The sequence below is a fragment of the Paraburkholderia sp. TE9906 genome, assembly GCF_056279605.1.
Map to the genome: position 1 here is coordinate 140,353 of NZ_JBWCCT010000009.1, position 12,777 is coordinate 153,129.

Annotated in this window: 16 protein-coding genes; 11 read left to right on the top strand and 5 right to left on the bottom strand. The window is 63.9% G+C overall.

The window, feature by feature from the left end:
* The first annotated feature begins 4 nt into the window (after window positions 1-4).
* Window positions 5-1,354, top strand: coding sequence for an NRAMP family divalent metal transporter (locus ACZ9H4_RS24600; protein WP_408147610.1), 1,350 nt, complete (start codon window positions 5-7; stop codon window positions 1,352-1,354).
* A gap of 13 nt (window positions 1,355-1,367) precedes the next feature.
* Here ACZ9H4_RS24600 and ACZ9H4_RS24605 read toward each other — a convergent pair whose 3' ends face one another.
* On the bottom strand, window positions 1,368-1,883 hold the full coding sequence (locus tag ACZ9H4_RS24605; RefSeq protein ID WP_408325525.1) for a flavodoxin family protein: 516 nt from the start codon (window positions 1,881-1,883) through the stop codon (window positions 1,368-1,370).
* A 235-nt stretch (window positions 1,884-2,118) separates the two neighbouring features.
* On the opposite strand from ACZ9H4_RS24605, the gene ACZ9H4_RS24610 reads away from it, so the two are divergent.
* The 7 genes from ACZ9H4_RS24610 (at window position 2,119) to ACZ9H4_RS24640 (ending at window position 7,998) form a co-directional block, all read left to right on the top strand.
* On the top strand, window positions 2,119-2,955 hold the full coding sequence (locus ACZ9H4_RS24610) for a universal stress protein (protein ID WP_476121414.1): 837 nt from the start codon (window positions 2,119-2,121) through the stop codon (window positions 2,953-2,955).
* Window positions 2,956-2,992: 37 nt separating this feature from the next.
* Entirely contained in the window at window positions 2,993-3,502 is a 510-nt protein-coding gene (locus ACZ9H4_RS24615) for a universal stress protein (RefSeq protein ID WP_476121416.1), read from the top strand.
* On the top strand, window positions 3,499-4,326 hold the full coding sequence (locus ACZ9H4_RS24620; protein ID WP_408147602.1) for a universal stress protein: 828 nt from the start codon (window positions 3,499-3,501) through the stop codon (window positions 4,324-4,326). Before ACZ9H4_RS24615 ends, ACZ9H4_RS24620 begins: the two co-directional genes overlap by 4 nt.
* 253 nt (window positions 4,327-4,579) lie before the next feature.
* The gene (locus ACZ9H4_RS24625) at window positions 4,580-5,926 is read left to right on the top strand and encodes a PAS domain-containing sensor histidine kinase (protein WP_476121418.1); all 1,347 of its coding nucleotides are present in this window, start codon (window positions 4,580-4,582) and stop codon (window positions 5,924-5,926) included.
* Window positions 5,923-6,573 carry a response regulator gene (locus ACZ9H4_RS24630; protein WP_476121420.1) on the top strand — a complete coding sequence of 217 codons (651 nt, stop codon included), beginning with the start codon at window positions 5,923-5,925 and terminating at the stop codon, window positions 6,571-6,573. Before ACZ9H4_RS24625 ends, ACZ9H4_RS24630 begins: the two co-directional genes overlap by 4 nt.
* Before the next feature lie 212 nt (window positions 6,574-6,785).
* Complete coding sequence (locus ACZ9H4_RS24635; RefSeq protein WP_476121422.1) at window positions 6,786-7,217, top strand: response regulator; 432 nt, start codon at window positions 6,786-6,788, stop codon at window positions 7,215-7,217.
* Window positions 7,210-7,998 carry a helix-turn-helix domain-containing protein gene (locus tag ACZ9H4_RS24640; protein WP_408147594.1) on the top strand — a complete coding sequence of 263 codons (789 nt, stop codon included), beginning with the start codon at window positions 7,210-7,212 and terminating at the stop codon, window positions 7,996-7,998. The genes ACZ9H4_RS24635 and ACZ9H4_RS24640 overlap by 8 nt, the downstream gene beginning before the upstream one ends.
* 82 nt (window positions 7,999-8,080) lie before the next feature.
* Here the strand turns inward: ACZ9H4_RS24640 and ACZ9H4_RS24645 are convergent, their stop codons facing one another.
* Complete coding sequence (locus ACZ9H4_RS24645) at window positions 8,081-9,067, bottom strand: zinc-dependent alcohol dehydrogenase family protein (protein WP_476121424.1); 987 nt, start codon at window positions 9,065-9,067, stop codon at window positions 8,081-8,083.
* 99 nt (window positions 9,068-9,166) lie between these two features.
* Window positions 9,167-9,451 (bottom strand): DUF1488 family protein, encoded by a 285-nt coding sequence (locus tag ACZ9H4_RS24650; protein WP_408147736.1) that lies wholly within the window; start codon window positions 9,449-9,451, stop codon window positions 9,167-9,169.
* Between the two features lie 225 nt (window positions 9,452-9,676).
* On the opposite strand from ACZ9H4_RS24650, the gene ACZ9H4_RS24655 reads away from it, so the two are divergent.
* The 3 genes from ACZ9H4_RS24655 to ACZ9H4_RS24665 all read left to right on the top strand — a co-directional run bounded on the left by ACZ9H4_RS24655 (window position 9,677) and on the right by ACZ9H4_RS24665 (window position 10,956).
* A complete protein-coding gene (locus tag ACZ9H4_RS24655) occupies window positions 9,677-10,012 on the top strand; it encodes a c-type cytochrome (protein ID WP_408147590.1) in 336 nt (111 codons plus the stop codon).
* A 72-nt stretch (window positions 10,013-10,084) separates the two neighbouring features.
* Complete coding sequence (locus ACZ9H4_RS24660; RefSeq protein ID WP_408147588.1) at window positions 10,085-10,459, top strand: DUF3564 domain-containing protein; 375 nt, start codon at window positions 10,085-10,087, stop codon at window positions 10,457-10,459.
* Between the two features lie 35 nt (window positions 10,460-10,494).
* Window positions 10,495-10,956, top strand: a complete 462-nt coding sequence (locus ACZ9H4_RS24665) for a hypothetical protein (RefSeq protein WP_408325508.1) — start codon at window positions 10,495-10,497, stop codon at window positions 10,954-10,956.
* An 82-nt stretch (window positions 10,957-11,038) separates the two neighbouring features.
* Here the strand turns inward: ACZ9H4_RS24665 and ACZ9H4_RS24670 are convergent, their stop codons facing one another.
* Together ACZ9H4_RS24670 and ACZ9H4_RS24675 are read right to left on the bottom strand one after the other, a co-directional pair.
* Window positions 11,039-11,287, bottom strand: coding sequence for a hypothetical protein (locus ACZ9H4_RS24670; protein ID WP_408147584.1), 249 nt, complete (start codon window positions 11,285-11,287; stop codon window positions 11,039-11,041).
* Between the two features lie 352 nt (window positions 11,288-11,639).
* The gene (locus ACZ9H4_RS24675) at window positions 11,640-12,764 is read right to left on the bottom strand and encodes a hypothetical protein (protein WP_476121428.1); all 1,125 of its coding nucleotides are present in this window, start codon (window positions 12,762-12,764) and stop codon (window positions 11,640-11,642) included.
* Window positions 12,765-12,777: the final 13 nt, after the last annotated feature.

Consider the following 12,777-nt stretch of genomic DNA (forward strand, 5'->3'; position numbering starts at 1 on the left):
CGCCATGCCCTTTTCGCGCCGCCTACCACCCTCCTCACGCTCCGGGACGGCAGCCGGGGAGTCTCGCGGAGCACCGCGCAAACGCCTCGGCGCGCTTTTCGCCCGCCTCAGGGAGCATCCGCTCTCACGCATCGGACCCGGACTCATCACCGGTGTCGCCGATGACGATCCGAGCGGTATCGCCACTTACTCACAGGCGGGCGCGCAATTCGGTCTGAACATGCTCTGGACCATGCCGCTGGCGTTCCCACTCATGGCGGCAATCCAGTGCATGTGCGCCAATCTGGGCCGCGTCACCGGCAAGGGTCTCGCCGCCAACATCAAGGAAGCGTTTCCGCCTGTCGTGCTGTACGCCGTGGTCCTGCTGCTGTTGCTCGCCAATACACTGAATATCGCCGCCGACGTAGCCGCAATGGGCGAAGTCGCGCAACTGGTCAGCGGTATCGACCGGCACCTGCTGACGGTGTGTTTCGTGTTCGCCACGCTGTTGCTGCAGATCTTCGTGCCGTACCATCGCTACGTGTTTGTTCTGAAGTGGCTGACCGTTTCGCTGCTGGCGTATGCGGCCGTGCTGTTCGTTGTCCATGTCCCGTGGCGCGACGTGGCGCTGCGCACGTTCTGGCCGCGCTTCACCGTGGATGCGAAGGCGGCGGCGGTCGTCGTCGCGGTGTTTGGCACCACGATCAGCCCGTATCTGTTCTTCTGGCAGGCTTCCGAGGAAGTCGAAGACATGCATGCCGATCCGTCCCGGGCGCCGCTCGTGCGCGAGGCCGACGCAGCGCGCACGGAACTGCGGCGCATCCGTTGGGACACCTGGAGCGGCATGCTCTATTCCGATCTCACCGCCTACTTCATCATGCTCGCCACGGCCGTGACGCTGCACGCCGCCGGGGTGACCGACATCACTAGCGCCGCCCAGGCGGCGAGCGCACTACGCCCGCTTGCCGGCGACTTCGCGTATCTGCTGTTCGCGCTCGGCATACTTGGCGTGGGATTCATCGGGGTGCCGGTGCTGGCAGGCTCGGGCGCCTATGCATTGGCCGAAGCGATGGGCTGGCAGGAAGGGCTCGAGCGCAAATTGCGCGATGCACGTGGCTTCTACGGGATTATCGCGGTGAGTGTGCTGGCCGCGCTGGCGATCCAGTTTTCGCCGATCAGTCCGATGAAAGCGCTGTTCTGGAGCGCAGTCATCAACGGCGTGGTGGCCGTTCCGTTGATGGTGGTCATTCTGCTGCTCGTGTCGAAGCGCTCGGTGATGGGGGACTTCACCGCGAGCCGGCCGCTGCTTGTGCTCGGCGCGGCCGCGACCGCGGTGATGGGCGTCGCTGCCGTGCTGATGCTGCTGCCGGCCTGATCCGCAGGTGAGCTCAGCAGGTCCATTCAAGCGCTTCATGGTCGGCGAGATGGCGTTTCAGCGCGCTCACGAAAAGAACGAGCAACGCGCCCACCGCGCCGCGCCGTACTTCAGCGGCGCGCACATTGCACTGCGCGACCGGCGCCTTGCCGGCCAGCGCGCGCATTTCGGCAAAAGCGGCTTGGCTGCCGAGGCCTCCGAAGCTGCAAAAGAACGCCACGTGTCTGAACTTCGAGCGGTTCTCGAGCAGGTAGGCGCGGACCGGCGCGGACGCCGAGCCGGCCCATACGGGTGTGCCCACCACCACCAGGTCGTACTGCGCGGCATCGAGCCCAGCCGGAACAATCTCGGCTGGTCGCTTGCGCCACGAGTCGACAAGACAACGCAGATAGGCGAAAGGGCCGCGCCGCTCCGCCAGATCGCAGATTTCTTCGAGGTCTGCGGACAGCATCCTGGCGAGCGTGGATGCCAGCATACGCGTGGTGCCCGTACGGGAAAAGAAAACGACCAGAACGCGGTGATCAGACATGACTCGCTCCTCCAGAGGGGAATGCGCCGGCGCAAGCACGGCGGCCTCGCATGTCGAGGAGCATAGGCCGCGCACAGTCCTTGGGCATGACCTAAGTCAAACACCGCTTTCGGCGCGCTGCGTCGGCAGCGCCGTTGATCTGCGTCAACGGGGCCGTCGCGATCATGCCTAGACTCAAGCTCACCTATTCGCGCATCAAACTCGCGTCAGCATCTTTTCCCACGGAGCCCCTGCCATGAGCTACAAAACCATCGTCGTTCATCTCGACAACGGCCAGCGTGCGCACCCGCGGCTGGAAGTCGCGCTGCGCCTCGCCAAACAGTTCGATGCGCATCTGACCGGCGTATACGCCGTCTTCTCGCCGGATCCCCGCTCGCTGTATGTGATGGCGGGAACGGCGGCGTACTACGCGACGCATGAACAGATTCGCGCGGAGCGGCGCGCGGCGCTGGAACGGCTCTTTCATGCCGAACTCAGGCGTGCCGACGTAGCGGGCGAATGGGTCGCGGTGGACGAGGCCGCCAGCATCGCCGTATCCCGCGAGGGACGCTGCGCCGATCTCATCGTGGCGGGCCAGGATAACCCTGAGGATCCGGAATCGTATGTCGGCGACCTGTTTCCCGAAAACGTCATTCTGTCGTGCGGCCGTCCGGTGCTGCTGGTGCCCAATGCAAGCCATGCAGGCTTGACAGGCAGCCGGATTCTGGTTGCGTGGGACGGCAGCCGCGAAGCCACACGCGCCGTGCACGACGCGCTGCCGTTCATGCGGACCGCGAAAAGCACCACGATCCTCAGCATCAACGGCGTGCACAAAGGCGAGCCCGACCGCCTTTTTGGCGCGGATATCGCCACCGTGATTGCGCGACACGGCGTGCCTGTAAAAGTCGACTGCATTGAAGCCGGACCGGGGGCATCGGTCGGCGACGTGCTGCTTTCCCATGTGGCCGACAGCGGCGCCGATCTGCTCGTGATGGGCGCCTACGGCCATGCCCGCTGGCGTGAACTGGTATTGGGCGGTGCCACGCGCACGATCCTGCGCTCGATGACCGTGCCGGTGCTGATGTCGCACTGAGCGCATCCCGCTCGCATCCTGTTCTGGAGTGTTCGCCATGTACCAAAAGATTCTGATTGCCGTTGACGGCAGCGAAACCTCGACGCGCGCACTCAATGCCGCCATCGAGCTGGCGCGCGATTCGGGCGCGCGGCTGCAGCCGCTGTTCGTCGTTGACGTGCCCTTGATGTCCTACGACGCGCCCGGCTACGACCCGTCATACGTGCGCGACGCGCTCACTGAGGAAGGGCGACGCGTGCTGGCCGATGCTACCGCGCTCATGGGCACGGCTGGCGTAACGGGGCCGACGCGCCTCGCCGAAACCGAGCTGATGACCGGCGAAGACATCGCACACTGCATCCAGCGCGCCGCCGAGGAGTTCGGCGCCGACGTCGTCGTGATGGGCACGCACGGCCGGCGTGGCGTGCGGCGGCTGATGCTCGGCAGCGTTGCCGAACGATTTCTGCGCATCGCCGCCTGTCCGGTGTTGCTGATCTCCGGGCAGTGCGCATCGCCCCGCGCGAACCCTACACAGACTGCCGGAACACTTGCCACGGAGCCGTCATGAACTGCAAAACCCTGCTGGTGCATCTTGACGACAGCACGCATAGCGATGCGCGGCTCGACTACGCCCTGCAGCTTGCGGCGCGCCACGACGCACATCTGATCGGTCTTTATGTGGTTTGCGAAGAACTGACCAAACCCATCTTTCTGCATGAAGACTTTATCTGGATCGCCAACCGTGACGCGCAGCGTGACGCCAATCTGAAGAGCGCGCACGCGCGCTTCCTCGCCGCGACCGGGCGCGCCGCATGCAGCGCGGAATGGCGAGCACCGGACGGCCCCCCCGCCGAGACGGCGATCCTGCACTCGCGCCACGCCGATCTGGTGATCCTTGGCCAGGAGGACCTGGAGGACCCGGGCGCGTATGTCGCGCGCCAGTTCGTCGACGACGTCGTGATGGGTTCCGGACGTCCGGCGATCGTGCTGCCTCACGCGGGACCGGTGCGGGCCCAGATGGAGAACGTGATGATTGCATGGGATGGCGGCCGCGAAAGCGCGCGGGCCGTGACCGATGCGCTGCCGCTCATACGCCGCGCCAGTTTCGTCACGGTGATGACGGTGCAGCGTCATCACACTGACGGAGAGCCAGCGGGCATCAATGTCGCCGCATGGCTGGCGCGTCACGGTATCGAGGCGAGCTTCACGGCAACGCCCAGGCTGTCCGGCGTCGATACCGGCGTCATGCTGCTCAATATGCTGGCGGACCGCCATATTGATCTGCTGGTGATGGGCGCCTATGGCCACGCCCGGGTGCACGAACGGCTGCTCGGCGGGGTCACGCGTACCCTGCTGCAATCGATGACGCTACCTGTTCTGCTGTCGCATTGAATGGCCGAGCGATACCGGGTGGCGCTCCGGTGTCGGCATTGCGGGCAATCGCACAACTCGTGCGACACTGGCAAGCATTCCGCGTTTCGCGCAGAATGAGCGCGAACGGCATCTGTTCAGGAATAACAGCGGCGCCTGGCCGCCACGGCAGGCATGACAACATATCGGACCGCGATGCTCGCACTACGCGCCGCCGTGGCGACCCAGCGGTTAGTGCCGCGTCCGCCTGTCCGCGTTTTCCGAAGAGGCGCACATGGCCATTCGCGATAAGACGCTGCCGCCGCCCGATACCGGCGCACGTCGGCGGCTCGCCTCTGCTGCGGCGCAGCCCGCATTCGCCGCAGTAGCGGTCTTTGGTCTGACGTTCGCCGCCATGCTGGCGACGCAACGCTGGCTCGATTCAACGCGGCTCTTTTGCCTCGCCGCCGCCGTCTTCCTGGCGGCGAGCACCTACGTGCTGGTGCGGGCATACCGCGACGCTCACCTCGCGGGCGCGCGGGGTGACGCGAACAAAAACGGGCCAGGCGTGAGCGAAGCCCGCATGTTGGCGATCATCCGGTCCTCGATGGAAGCGATCGTCACCATCGACGAACATCAGCGCATAATCATCTTCAATCCGATGGCGGAACAGGTGTTCGGCTGCCCCGCCATGGATGCCGTCGGCGCGCCCCTCGACCGGTTCATCCCCGAGCGGTTTCGCACGGCGCACGCGAGGCACGTCGAACAATTCGGGGTAACCCGCGTGTCGGACCGGCAAATGGGCAAGCAGCGGGTGCTATGGGGTTTGCGTGCGAACGGCGAGGAATTCCCGCTGGAGGCCTCGATCTCGCAGATCAGCGACGGCAGCGCCCGGCTTTACACGGTGATGCTGCGTGATATCACGGAGCGCGTGAAAGCGGAGCGCGCGCAGCAGGAGGCACGTGATGAACTTCGGGAGCTCTCGGCCAATTTACAGAAGGTGCGCGAAGAGGAGAAAGCCCGCATCGCGCGCGAACTGCACGATGACCTCGGTCAGCAACTCACCGCGCTGAAAATGGACGTTTCGGCGTTCGAACAGGCACTGGACGCATCGGCCAGCGCGCTGGGGCGTGAGCAGTTGCAAAGCATGCGAAGGCTGATCGACGCCACCGTGGCGTCGGTCCGCCGCATTGCTGCCGACCTGCGGCCGGTCATGCTCGACGACCTTGGCCTGATCCCCGCGATAGAATGGCTGGCGAACGACTTCACCAACCGCTACGGCATCGACGTGGCGCGCGACATCGAAACCGGTGACGCGCATTTCAGCCCGGCGGGCGGCACCGCGTTGTTCCGGATCGTCCAGGAAGCGTTGACGAACGTCGCGCGCCATGCCGATGCCACGATAGTCACGCTGAACCTGCGCGCCGCGAACGAGAGTTTTGTGCTGCGCGTCGCCGACAACGGCAAGGGCGCGCATCGTGCGGCGGGCGCGGCAGGCAAATCGTTCGGCTTGCTCGGCGTTCGCGAACGCGCGCACATGCTCGGCGGTGCGGTCGACATTCACACCGCGCACGGTGAAGGCTTCGTGTTGACCGTCACCGTTCCGTCACAGGCCGTGCAGTTGCAGGAGGTGCAAACATGACCCGTGTCTTGATCGCCGATGACCATGCGCTCGTACGAGATGGTCTTCGGCATATCCTGCAAGGGGCAAGCGGCTTCGAAGTGGTCGGCGAAGCGTGCGACAGCACGAGCGCCATCGCCTTGATGCGAGAGCGCGCCGCCGACGTGCTGGTGCTCGATCTGTCGATGCCGGGCCGCAACGGCGTTGAGCTGATCAAACAGATCAAGGAAGAAAAACCGTCGCTGCGCATTCTCGTGCTGACCATGCACGCGGAGCAGCAATATGCGGTGCGCGCTTTCAAGGTCGGCGCATCCGGCTATCTGACCAAGGAAAGCGCGAGCGCGGAGCTCGTGACGGCCGTGACCAAAGTAGCCGCCGGCGGCGTCTACGTCAGCCTGGCGATGGCCGAGCGGTTTGCCCAGAGCCTGAATGAACCGGCCGATCTGCTGCCGCATCAGCGACTGTCCGACCGGGAGTTCGACGTGCTCAGGAGGATCGCCGCCGGCCAGACGATCACCGAAATCGCGGCTGAACTCTGCGTGAGCAGCAAAACCGTCAGCACCTACAAGACGCGTATTCTCGAGAAGATGCAGATGCCGCACGAGGCTGCGCTGGTGCGCTACGCGATGCGGCACAAGCTGGTTGGCGACGAAGAGGACGACATCTGAACACCTACCCTCCCCGCCGTGGCAAGCGGGTACGGTCAAGCCCCGTATTGCCCTTCTGACCTAACGCGCAGCCCTCACGGGGCACACCCAGGGATTCTCCCGATCCCCATCCCGCTGATGTAGGAAACGCCCTACATACCTTCCCACCTGCCTACTCGAAGCTCATTCCGCGCTGATTTTATTTTGGGACAGCAGGGCCAATACTTCGAGCCATGAACTCGATCCCCGACTGCCCCGCCCTGCGCGTTTTTCTCGTCGACGCCGCAGTATCAGTGCGACGCCGTATGGAAGCGCTGTTCGGCACACTGGACGGCGTGGAGATAGTCGGCGAAGCCGAAGAACCCCTTGCCGCACTCGCGGGCATCGAAGCACGCACGGCCGACCTCGTTGTGACCGAGTGGCAGTTGAGCGGCGGCACCGGCGTGGAATTGCTGGCGTCGCTCGCGCAGAGCATGCCGCATGTGATTGTCATCGTGCTGACGAACCATGCCAGCGCCTGGTTTCGGCGCGCATGTCTTACGGGTGGCGCTCATCTTTTTTTCGACAAGACCCGCGAGTTTGATCTCGCGTTAAACACGATCCAGCGAATCGCCCGCGAGCATCGTACGCGCGCCCTCATTCAACCAGGAGCACATCATGTCTGACGTTGCAGCCTATCCCGTCATCGCGCCCGCGCGCATTCCTTTGCAAGCACCGCCCGCTGCGGCACGCTCGCCGGCAATCGCGCGAGCATCTCAAAAGGACGGACAGCGCTGCACGGCCTGCTCCATGCGCTCCATCTGCATGCCACAAGGCCTGACACCCCGAGAAATGCAGAGGATCGAATCGTTCATTTGCCCGTCGCGGACCATCAGGCAGGGCGAGACGATCTATCGCGCAAACGACTCGTTCCAGAGCATCTACGCGGTGCGCGCGGGCTCATTCAAGACTGTCGTCATGCACCGCGACGGTCGCGAGCAGGTGACCGGATTTCATCTCGCCGGCGATTCGCTGGGGCTGGACGGTGTGTGTTTCGGCCACCATAGCTGCGATGCGATCGCGATCGAGGACAGCAACGTCTGCATCATCCCGTTCCATCTGCTCGAAGCCATGTGCCGTGAAGTCAAGGCGGTCCAGCAACATCTGCATCGGATAATGGGCGGCGAAATCGTGCGCGAGTCGTCGCAGATGATGCTGCTTGGCACGATGTCCGCCGAACAGCGCGTGGCGACATTCCTGCTGAATCTGTCGGACCGGTTGAGAATGCGCGGGTATTCGCCGGCCGAATTTCACCTGCGCATGACGCGCGAGGAAATCGGCAGCTATCTGGGTATCAAGCTCGAGACGGTGAGCCGGATGCTCTCGAAATTCCAGCGCGACGGGCTGGTCGATATCCACGGCAAGGACATCCGTATTCTCGACCACGAGCGCCTCGTAAGCGTTTGAGCCGTACCCGGGCCGGCGCGTCGGCGCGAGGGCCCCGGACGCCGCGCCCGCGTGCCGAGCCGCACCACAGAGCCCGAGCGCGCTATCGGATGGCGAGCACCGCCGCACCCGTCAGCCTGCCACCGCGCAGATCGTTCAGCGCCCGATCGGCCTCTGTCAACGGATAGGTCGTCGTTTCGATCGCGAGGCGGGTTTCGCCCGCGATATGCATGAAGGCCAGTCCGTCGTCACGCGTCAGATTCGCGACCGACACCACGCGCCGTTCGCCCCACAGCAATGCATAGGGGAACGACGGAATATCGCTCATGTGAATCCCGCCGCATACCACCACACCGCCTTTCACGACCGCCTGCAGTGCTTGCGGAACGAGCGCGCCAACTGGCGCGAAAAGCAAAGCCGCATCCAGCCCGTCTGGCGGCGCCTCGTCACTGCTGCCAGCCCACGCGGCGCCCAGACGCAGCGCGAGCTGCTGCGCTGCCTGATCGCCCCGCCGGGTAAACGCGTACACCTTGCGCTGCTGATGACGCGCGAGCTGCGCGACGATATGTGCCGCGGCGCCAAATCCGTATAGGCCGATGCGCTGCGCGTCCCCCGCCATACTCAACGCGCGATAGCCGATGAGACCGGCGCATAGCAGCGGCGCCGCCTCGATGTCCGTATATTGCTCCGGCAGATGAAAGCAGTACCGGCTGTCGGCGACGGTGCGCTCGGCGTAACCGCCGTCGATCGTATAGCCGGTGAAGCCCGGATCGTCACAAAGATTTTCCCGCGCCGACAGGCAGTAACGGCACCGCCCGCACGTATGGCCGACCCACGGCACGCCCACACGGTCGCCGACGGCGAATCCGGTCACGCCCGCGCCGAGCCCGGCTACCCTGCCGACGATTTCGTGGCCCGGAATCACGGGCTGTTTGGGATGCTCGAGCTCACGGTCGACCAGATGAAGGTCCGTGCGGCACACACCGCACGCGTGAACATCGATCAGGATCTGCCCCTGAGCGGCCACCGGATCGGGTAGATCCTGCTCACGCAGCGATGACGCGCTGCCGTCGAATACCATCGCACGCATAGTCGCGTTCTCCTCGAATTCCCTTTCCCCGCCTGACGCGGACGCCCTCCGGGCGTGGCGCACGCCGCCTGGCACTGCGCCCGCCAGCTTCGAGGGCATTCACTCGCAAAAGCGAAAGTAACCGCTGTGCATGAGCACCGGCTTGGCACCAATCTCGTGAAGGAGCCGCCGCGCGGCATGTTCGATTGGATGCCGGTTCGAGTTGAAGGCCGCGATCAGGTCGTCTTCGCGTAACGAGGCGGCGCCGAAATGGTCTTCGAGCGCCTCCGCCGTGATCGCGCACTGCACTCGCGCGCCGTCCACTTCGGCGGCGAACGCGACGATGAGATCGCGCGCGCAATACTCCGGGCGTTCCTCGGGAAAATGAATCTTCATGACCACCACCTGGTTGACCGCGCAGGATGTGACGTGGAGTGGGCGTGTCTGCACGCCCACGCGTCGAGCACCACGCTTCGCGGCGGCCCGGCCTGTGCGCCGCCCGCCTGTCATCAGCATAGGAGCCGCGCGCGGTACATCAAAGTCAGGTTTTGCGTCCTGGTTGACCGAAGTCAACAGCAGCCAGATCGGGCTCTCTACACTGAACTCATCCCTTGCACAGGAGCGCATGCCGTGAACGCCTTGTCCCGTCACAGTCTGATGGTCTGCTCCGCCTGGCTGCTAGCCAGCGGCGCCGCGCTTGCCGAGCCTGAACCGGTCGCCCTGGTCGATCAGCACCACTGCATGTTTTGCCACACGCGCGACGCACCGTTCCTCGCACCGTCGTTCCAGCAGATCGCCGAGCGCTACCGCGACAAGCCGGACGCGCAGTTCATGCTCGAACACAAGTTGCGCCTCGGCGGCAAAGCGCATTGGGGCGACATGTCGATGCCGCTACCGGCCGATCGCGGCGGTCCGCTGTCGGCGGAGGATGCGCATACGCTCGTGCAGTGGGTTCTGAGTCAATAACGCCGCTTTTTATCACGCCTTCGCGGCCTGTCTCGATCAGATAGAGGCGACCGCACGTTCCGGAGAATTTTCATGCGTCTGACTGTCCACCTCGACACGTTCGATCGTGCTCATCCGATGGCATTTGCAATCTTGTGGCTCGACAAGGAAACGCGGCAATGGTCACGTGAAGGCCACTTCGGGCTGGAGCTGCCCGAATGGGGAACGCTCCGTGTGGATTGCGGACATACGCTCGTGTGCGGTCCGCACGATTCGGTGCCCGTTTGTGTGCTCGAAGGGCTCGATCTCAACGAACTCAACGGCCCGTTCGAAGGCGAGACCGGGCGCGCCCAGTGGTGCGCGGACCGGGGCCGCACCCTGATGACCGGTCACTGGCATGTGCAATGTGTCGACAATGAGCGGGCCTCGCCTGAACACGGCCTGTTCACTACTGACGACGAAGCCTGATCCGGCGATGTCGTCAAAACCTTGAGGCTACTGTCATGGCACTCACCACCGATCTGGACGGCGTCCGCCATGCTTACGGACTGTGCTTCGTCCGCGCGCCGTGGGCCTATTTCACCCGCTTGCCACTTGATCAGCAATGGGGCGACGGATGGGAGCGGGCACCTTGCGAGCAGCATGCCGGCCGGCCCTACGACGACGCACCGAACCAGATCCTGACCGTTGCATTCGACGGGCCGCTACTGTCGCCCGACGCCGGGTACGACGGCCGGGAATATAGCGTCAACGAAGTCAATCATGGGGATGTGCCGTGGCTGCGCACCCAGAATTTCATCGGCAATGCGCCGGTTCGAATCGCTGCGGGCGTTTCGCTCGAAAAATTCGTCGAACTGGTCGAACTGGCCGGCGGCCATGTATTCGCGCCGCTGGGCTGGGGTGCCCTGCGGCTTGAGCGGTTCGATCCCGAGAATTCATCACAGACAGGCGCGGGCAAGCCTTGAGCCGATTAGAGGCGCTGGCAGCCCGCCGCGATATGCCGATCAGCATCGGCATGTGGTCGACGCAGGTTCATGACATGACGCGTCAGTTCGCAAAGACATGCCCGCACATCGCGGGCAGCGCAGGCACGGGTGGGAACACGCACCATGAACCGTCGTCATGCCTGAAAAATATGATCGTCAGTGGTCCGGTCGAGGTGCAACCTTCCATTTGCACATAGCGGCCGTGCGTCGCGAACATCCGACCAACGAGCGCTACCCGCGCCGGCATTGAATGCGTGGGCGCAAGCCATTTATCCACTAACGATCGCAGGGAAACGCAATTGCTGTTCATGGCGTGCTCCTGAAGTCCGGTCGGCCTGCGGCGCAAAGCCGTTGCGCAGGTCCGTAAAATTATTATTGGAGATACGCTCGCGAAACGAAATCAGAGTGCCCCGAGAAAGACGTAGCCGAACGTGATGCTCTGTAGGCGTTGGCCTACAGAGCATCCGCCTAATGGAGAGGGAATCGGATAACGGCCGGAGATGAGCGCTCGCGGGCTATCCATGTGATGGTCCGACACGGTGGTCTGCAGCGACGCGAGACCTCTACGACGCCCGCCAGGAGCAGCGCGCGCGGGCCTTGAACCATCCGTCGGCTCGTACTTCGCAAGCGGCGCGATTCGCCGCGCCCTGCGTTTGACACCGCTACTGCGCCGGGATCGTGATCAGTGGCAAAGCCTCCTGAGGACCGGTGTCCGCCATCGTGAAAAAGAGCATGACGGCATTCAACGCACGTTTGGTTCGCAAGTCGCCATGATCGATCCAGAACCAATAGTCACGGTAGCGTACCGCCACATACGCGTTCGTCGGCCTTTCCTTGCCGCTGTGAATCTGTACGGTACCCTGCTGCATTTCGGCGGCGGACTTGATGACGACCGGCAACGCGCTATGGTCTGCGAGATGCTCCGCCGGTATGTCGATATAGGTGGAAAACGCTTGCATGATTTGCAGCATCGAGCGGCTGTTCACCGTCAATTCGTCGTCTGCACCGCGCGCCGGCGAGTACTTGAGCTTGAACTTTTGCGGCCCCACGGGCATCTTGAGCAGCCGGCGTATCTCGCCGACCTTCTCGACGACATCGGCGGGCATATCCTCGCGCCGAAAGAAAAGCACCGCGGTTGAACCGTTGCCTTTATCCTCTTCCACACGCATGCCAACTGCGCCGGTGGCCTGCACTTCGCGCAGCAGTGTGATTGCCCGCAGGAAGTCTGGATCCGCCTCCTGCATTATCCCTGCAGCCGTCGAGCGATTACGCACGCCGTTAAGCGACTCTACCGTCATGCCCAACAGGAAGTCGGCCGCATAGCCGCTCTGAAGCATGAAGAAGATGTTCTTCGGATCGATCGGCTCCACCAGCCCCCGCAGGAATTTCTGCCCGGTTGCGGGCGCATAGGTGATGGTTGGCCGGTCCGTATAGACACCCTGTACGCCCGCCGCCAGAAAATTGCCCTGCACCGCCCTCTCCGTCGAAAGGGTGCCGTTCATCGACACACCCGTTTGAAGCGAATAGCCGCTTACAACCGATGCCACCTCCACGAACACCGGCAAGTCCAGATAGCGGAGCTTGACGATGTTCAGCAGCGTTTGCTGTTTCCAGGAATCGGCGATCGCTGCACTGTAGTCGAAGCGGTCTGCGATGATGGTCGTGGGGCCGAGCGACGTGCAGCCAGAAATCAGTGCGCACAGCGCGAAACATACGCTCGCCGTCCATCTGGAAGGGGCGAGGCCGCCAGCGTGGCCGGCGGGTTCTGGGTTATGCACCGGCTTCATGGCTCTCTGATCC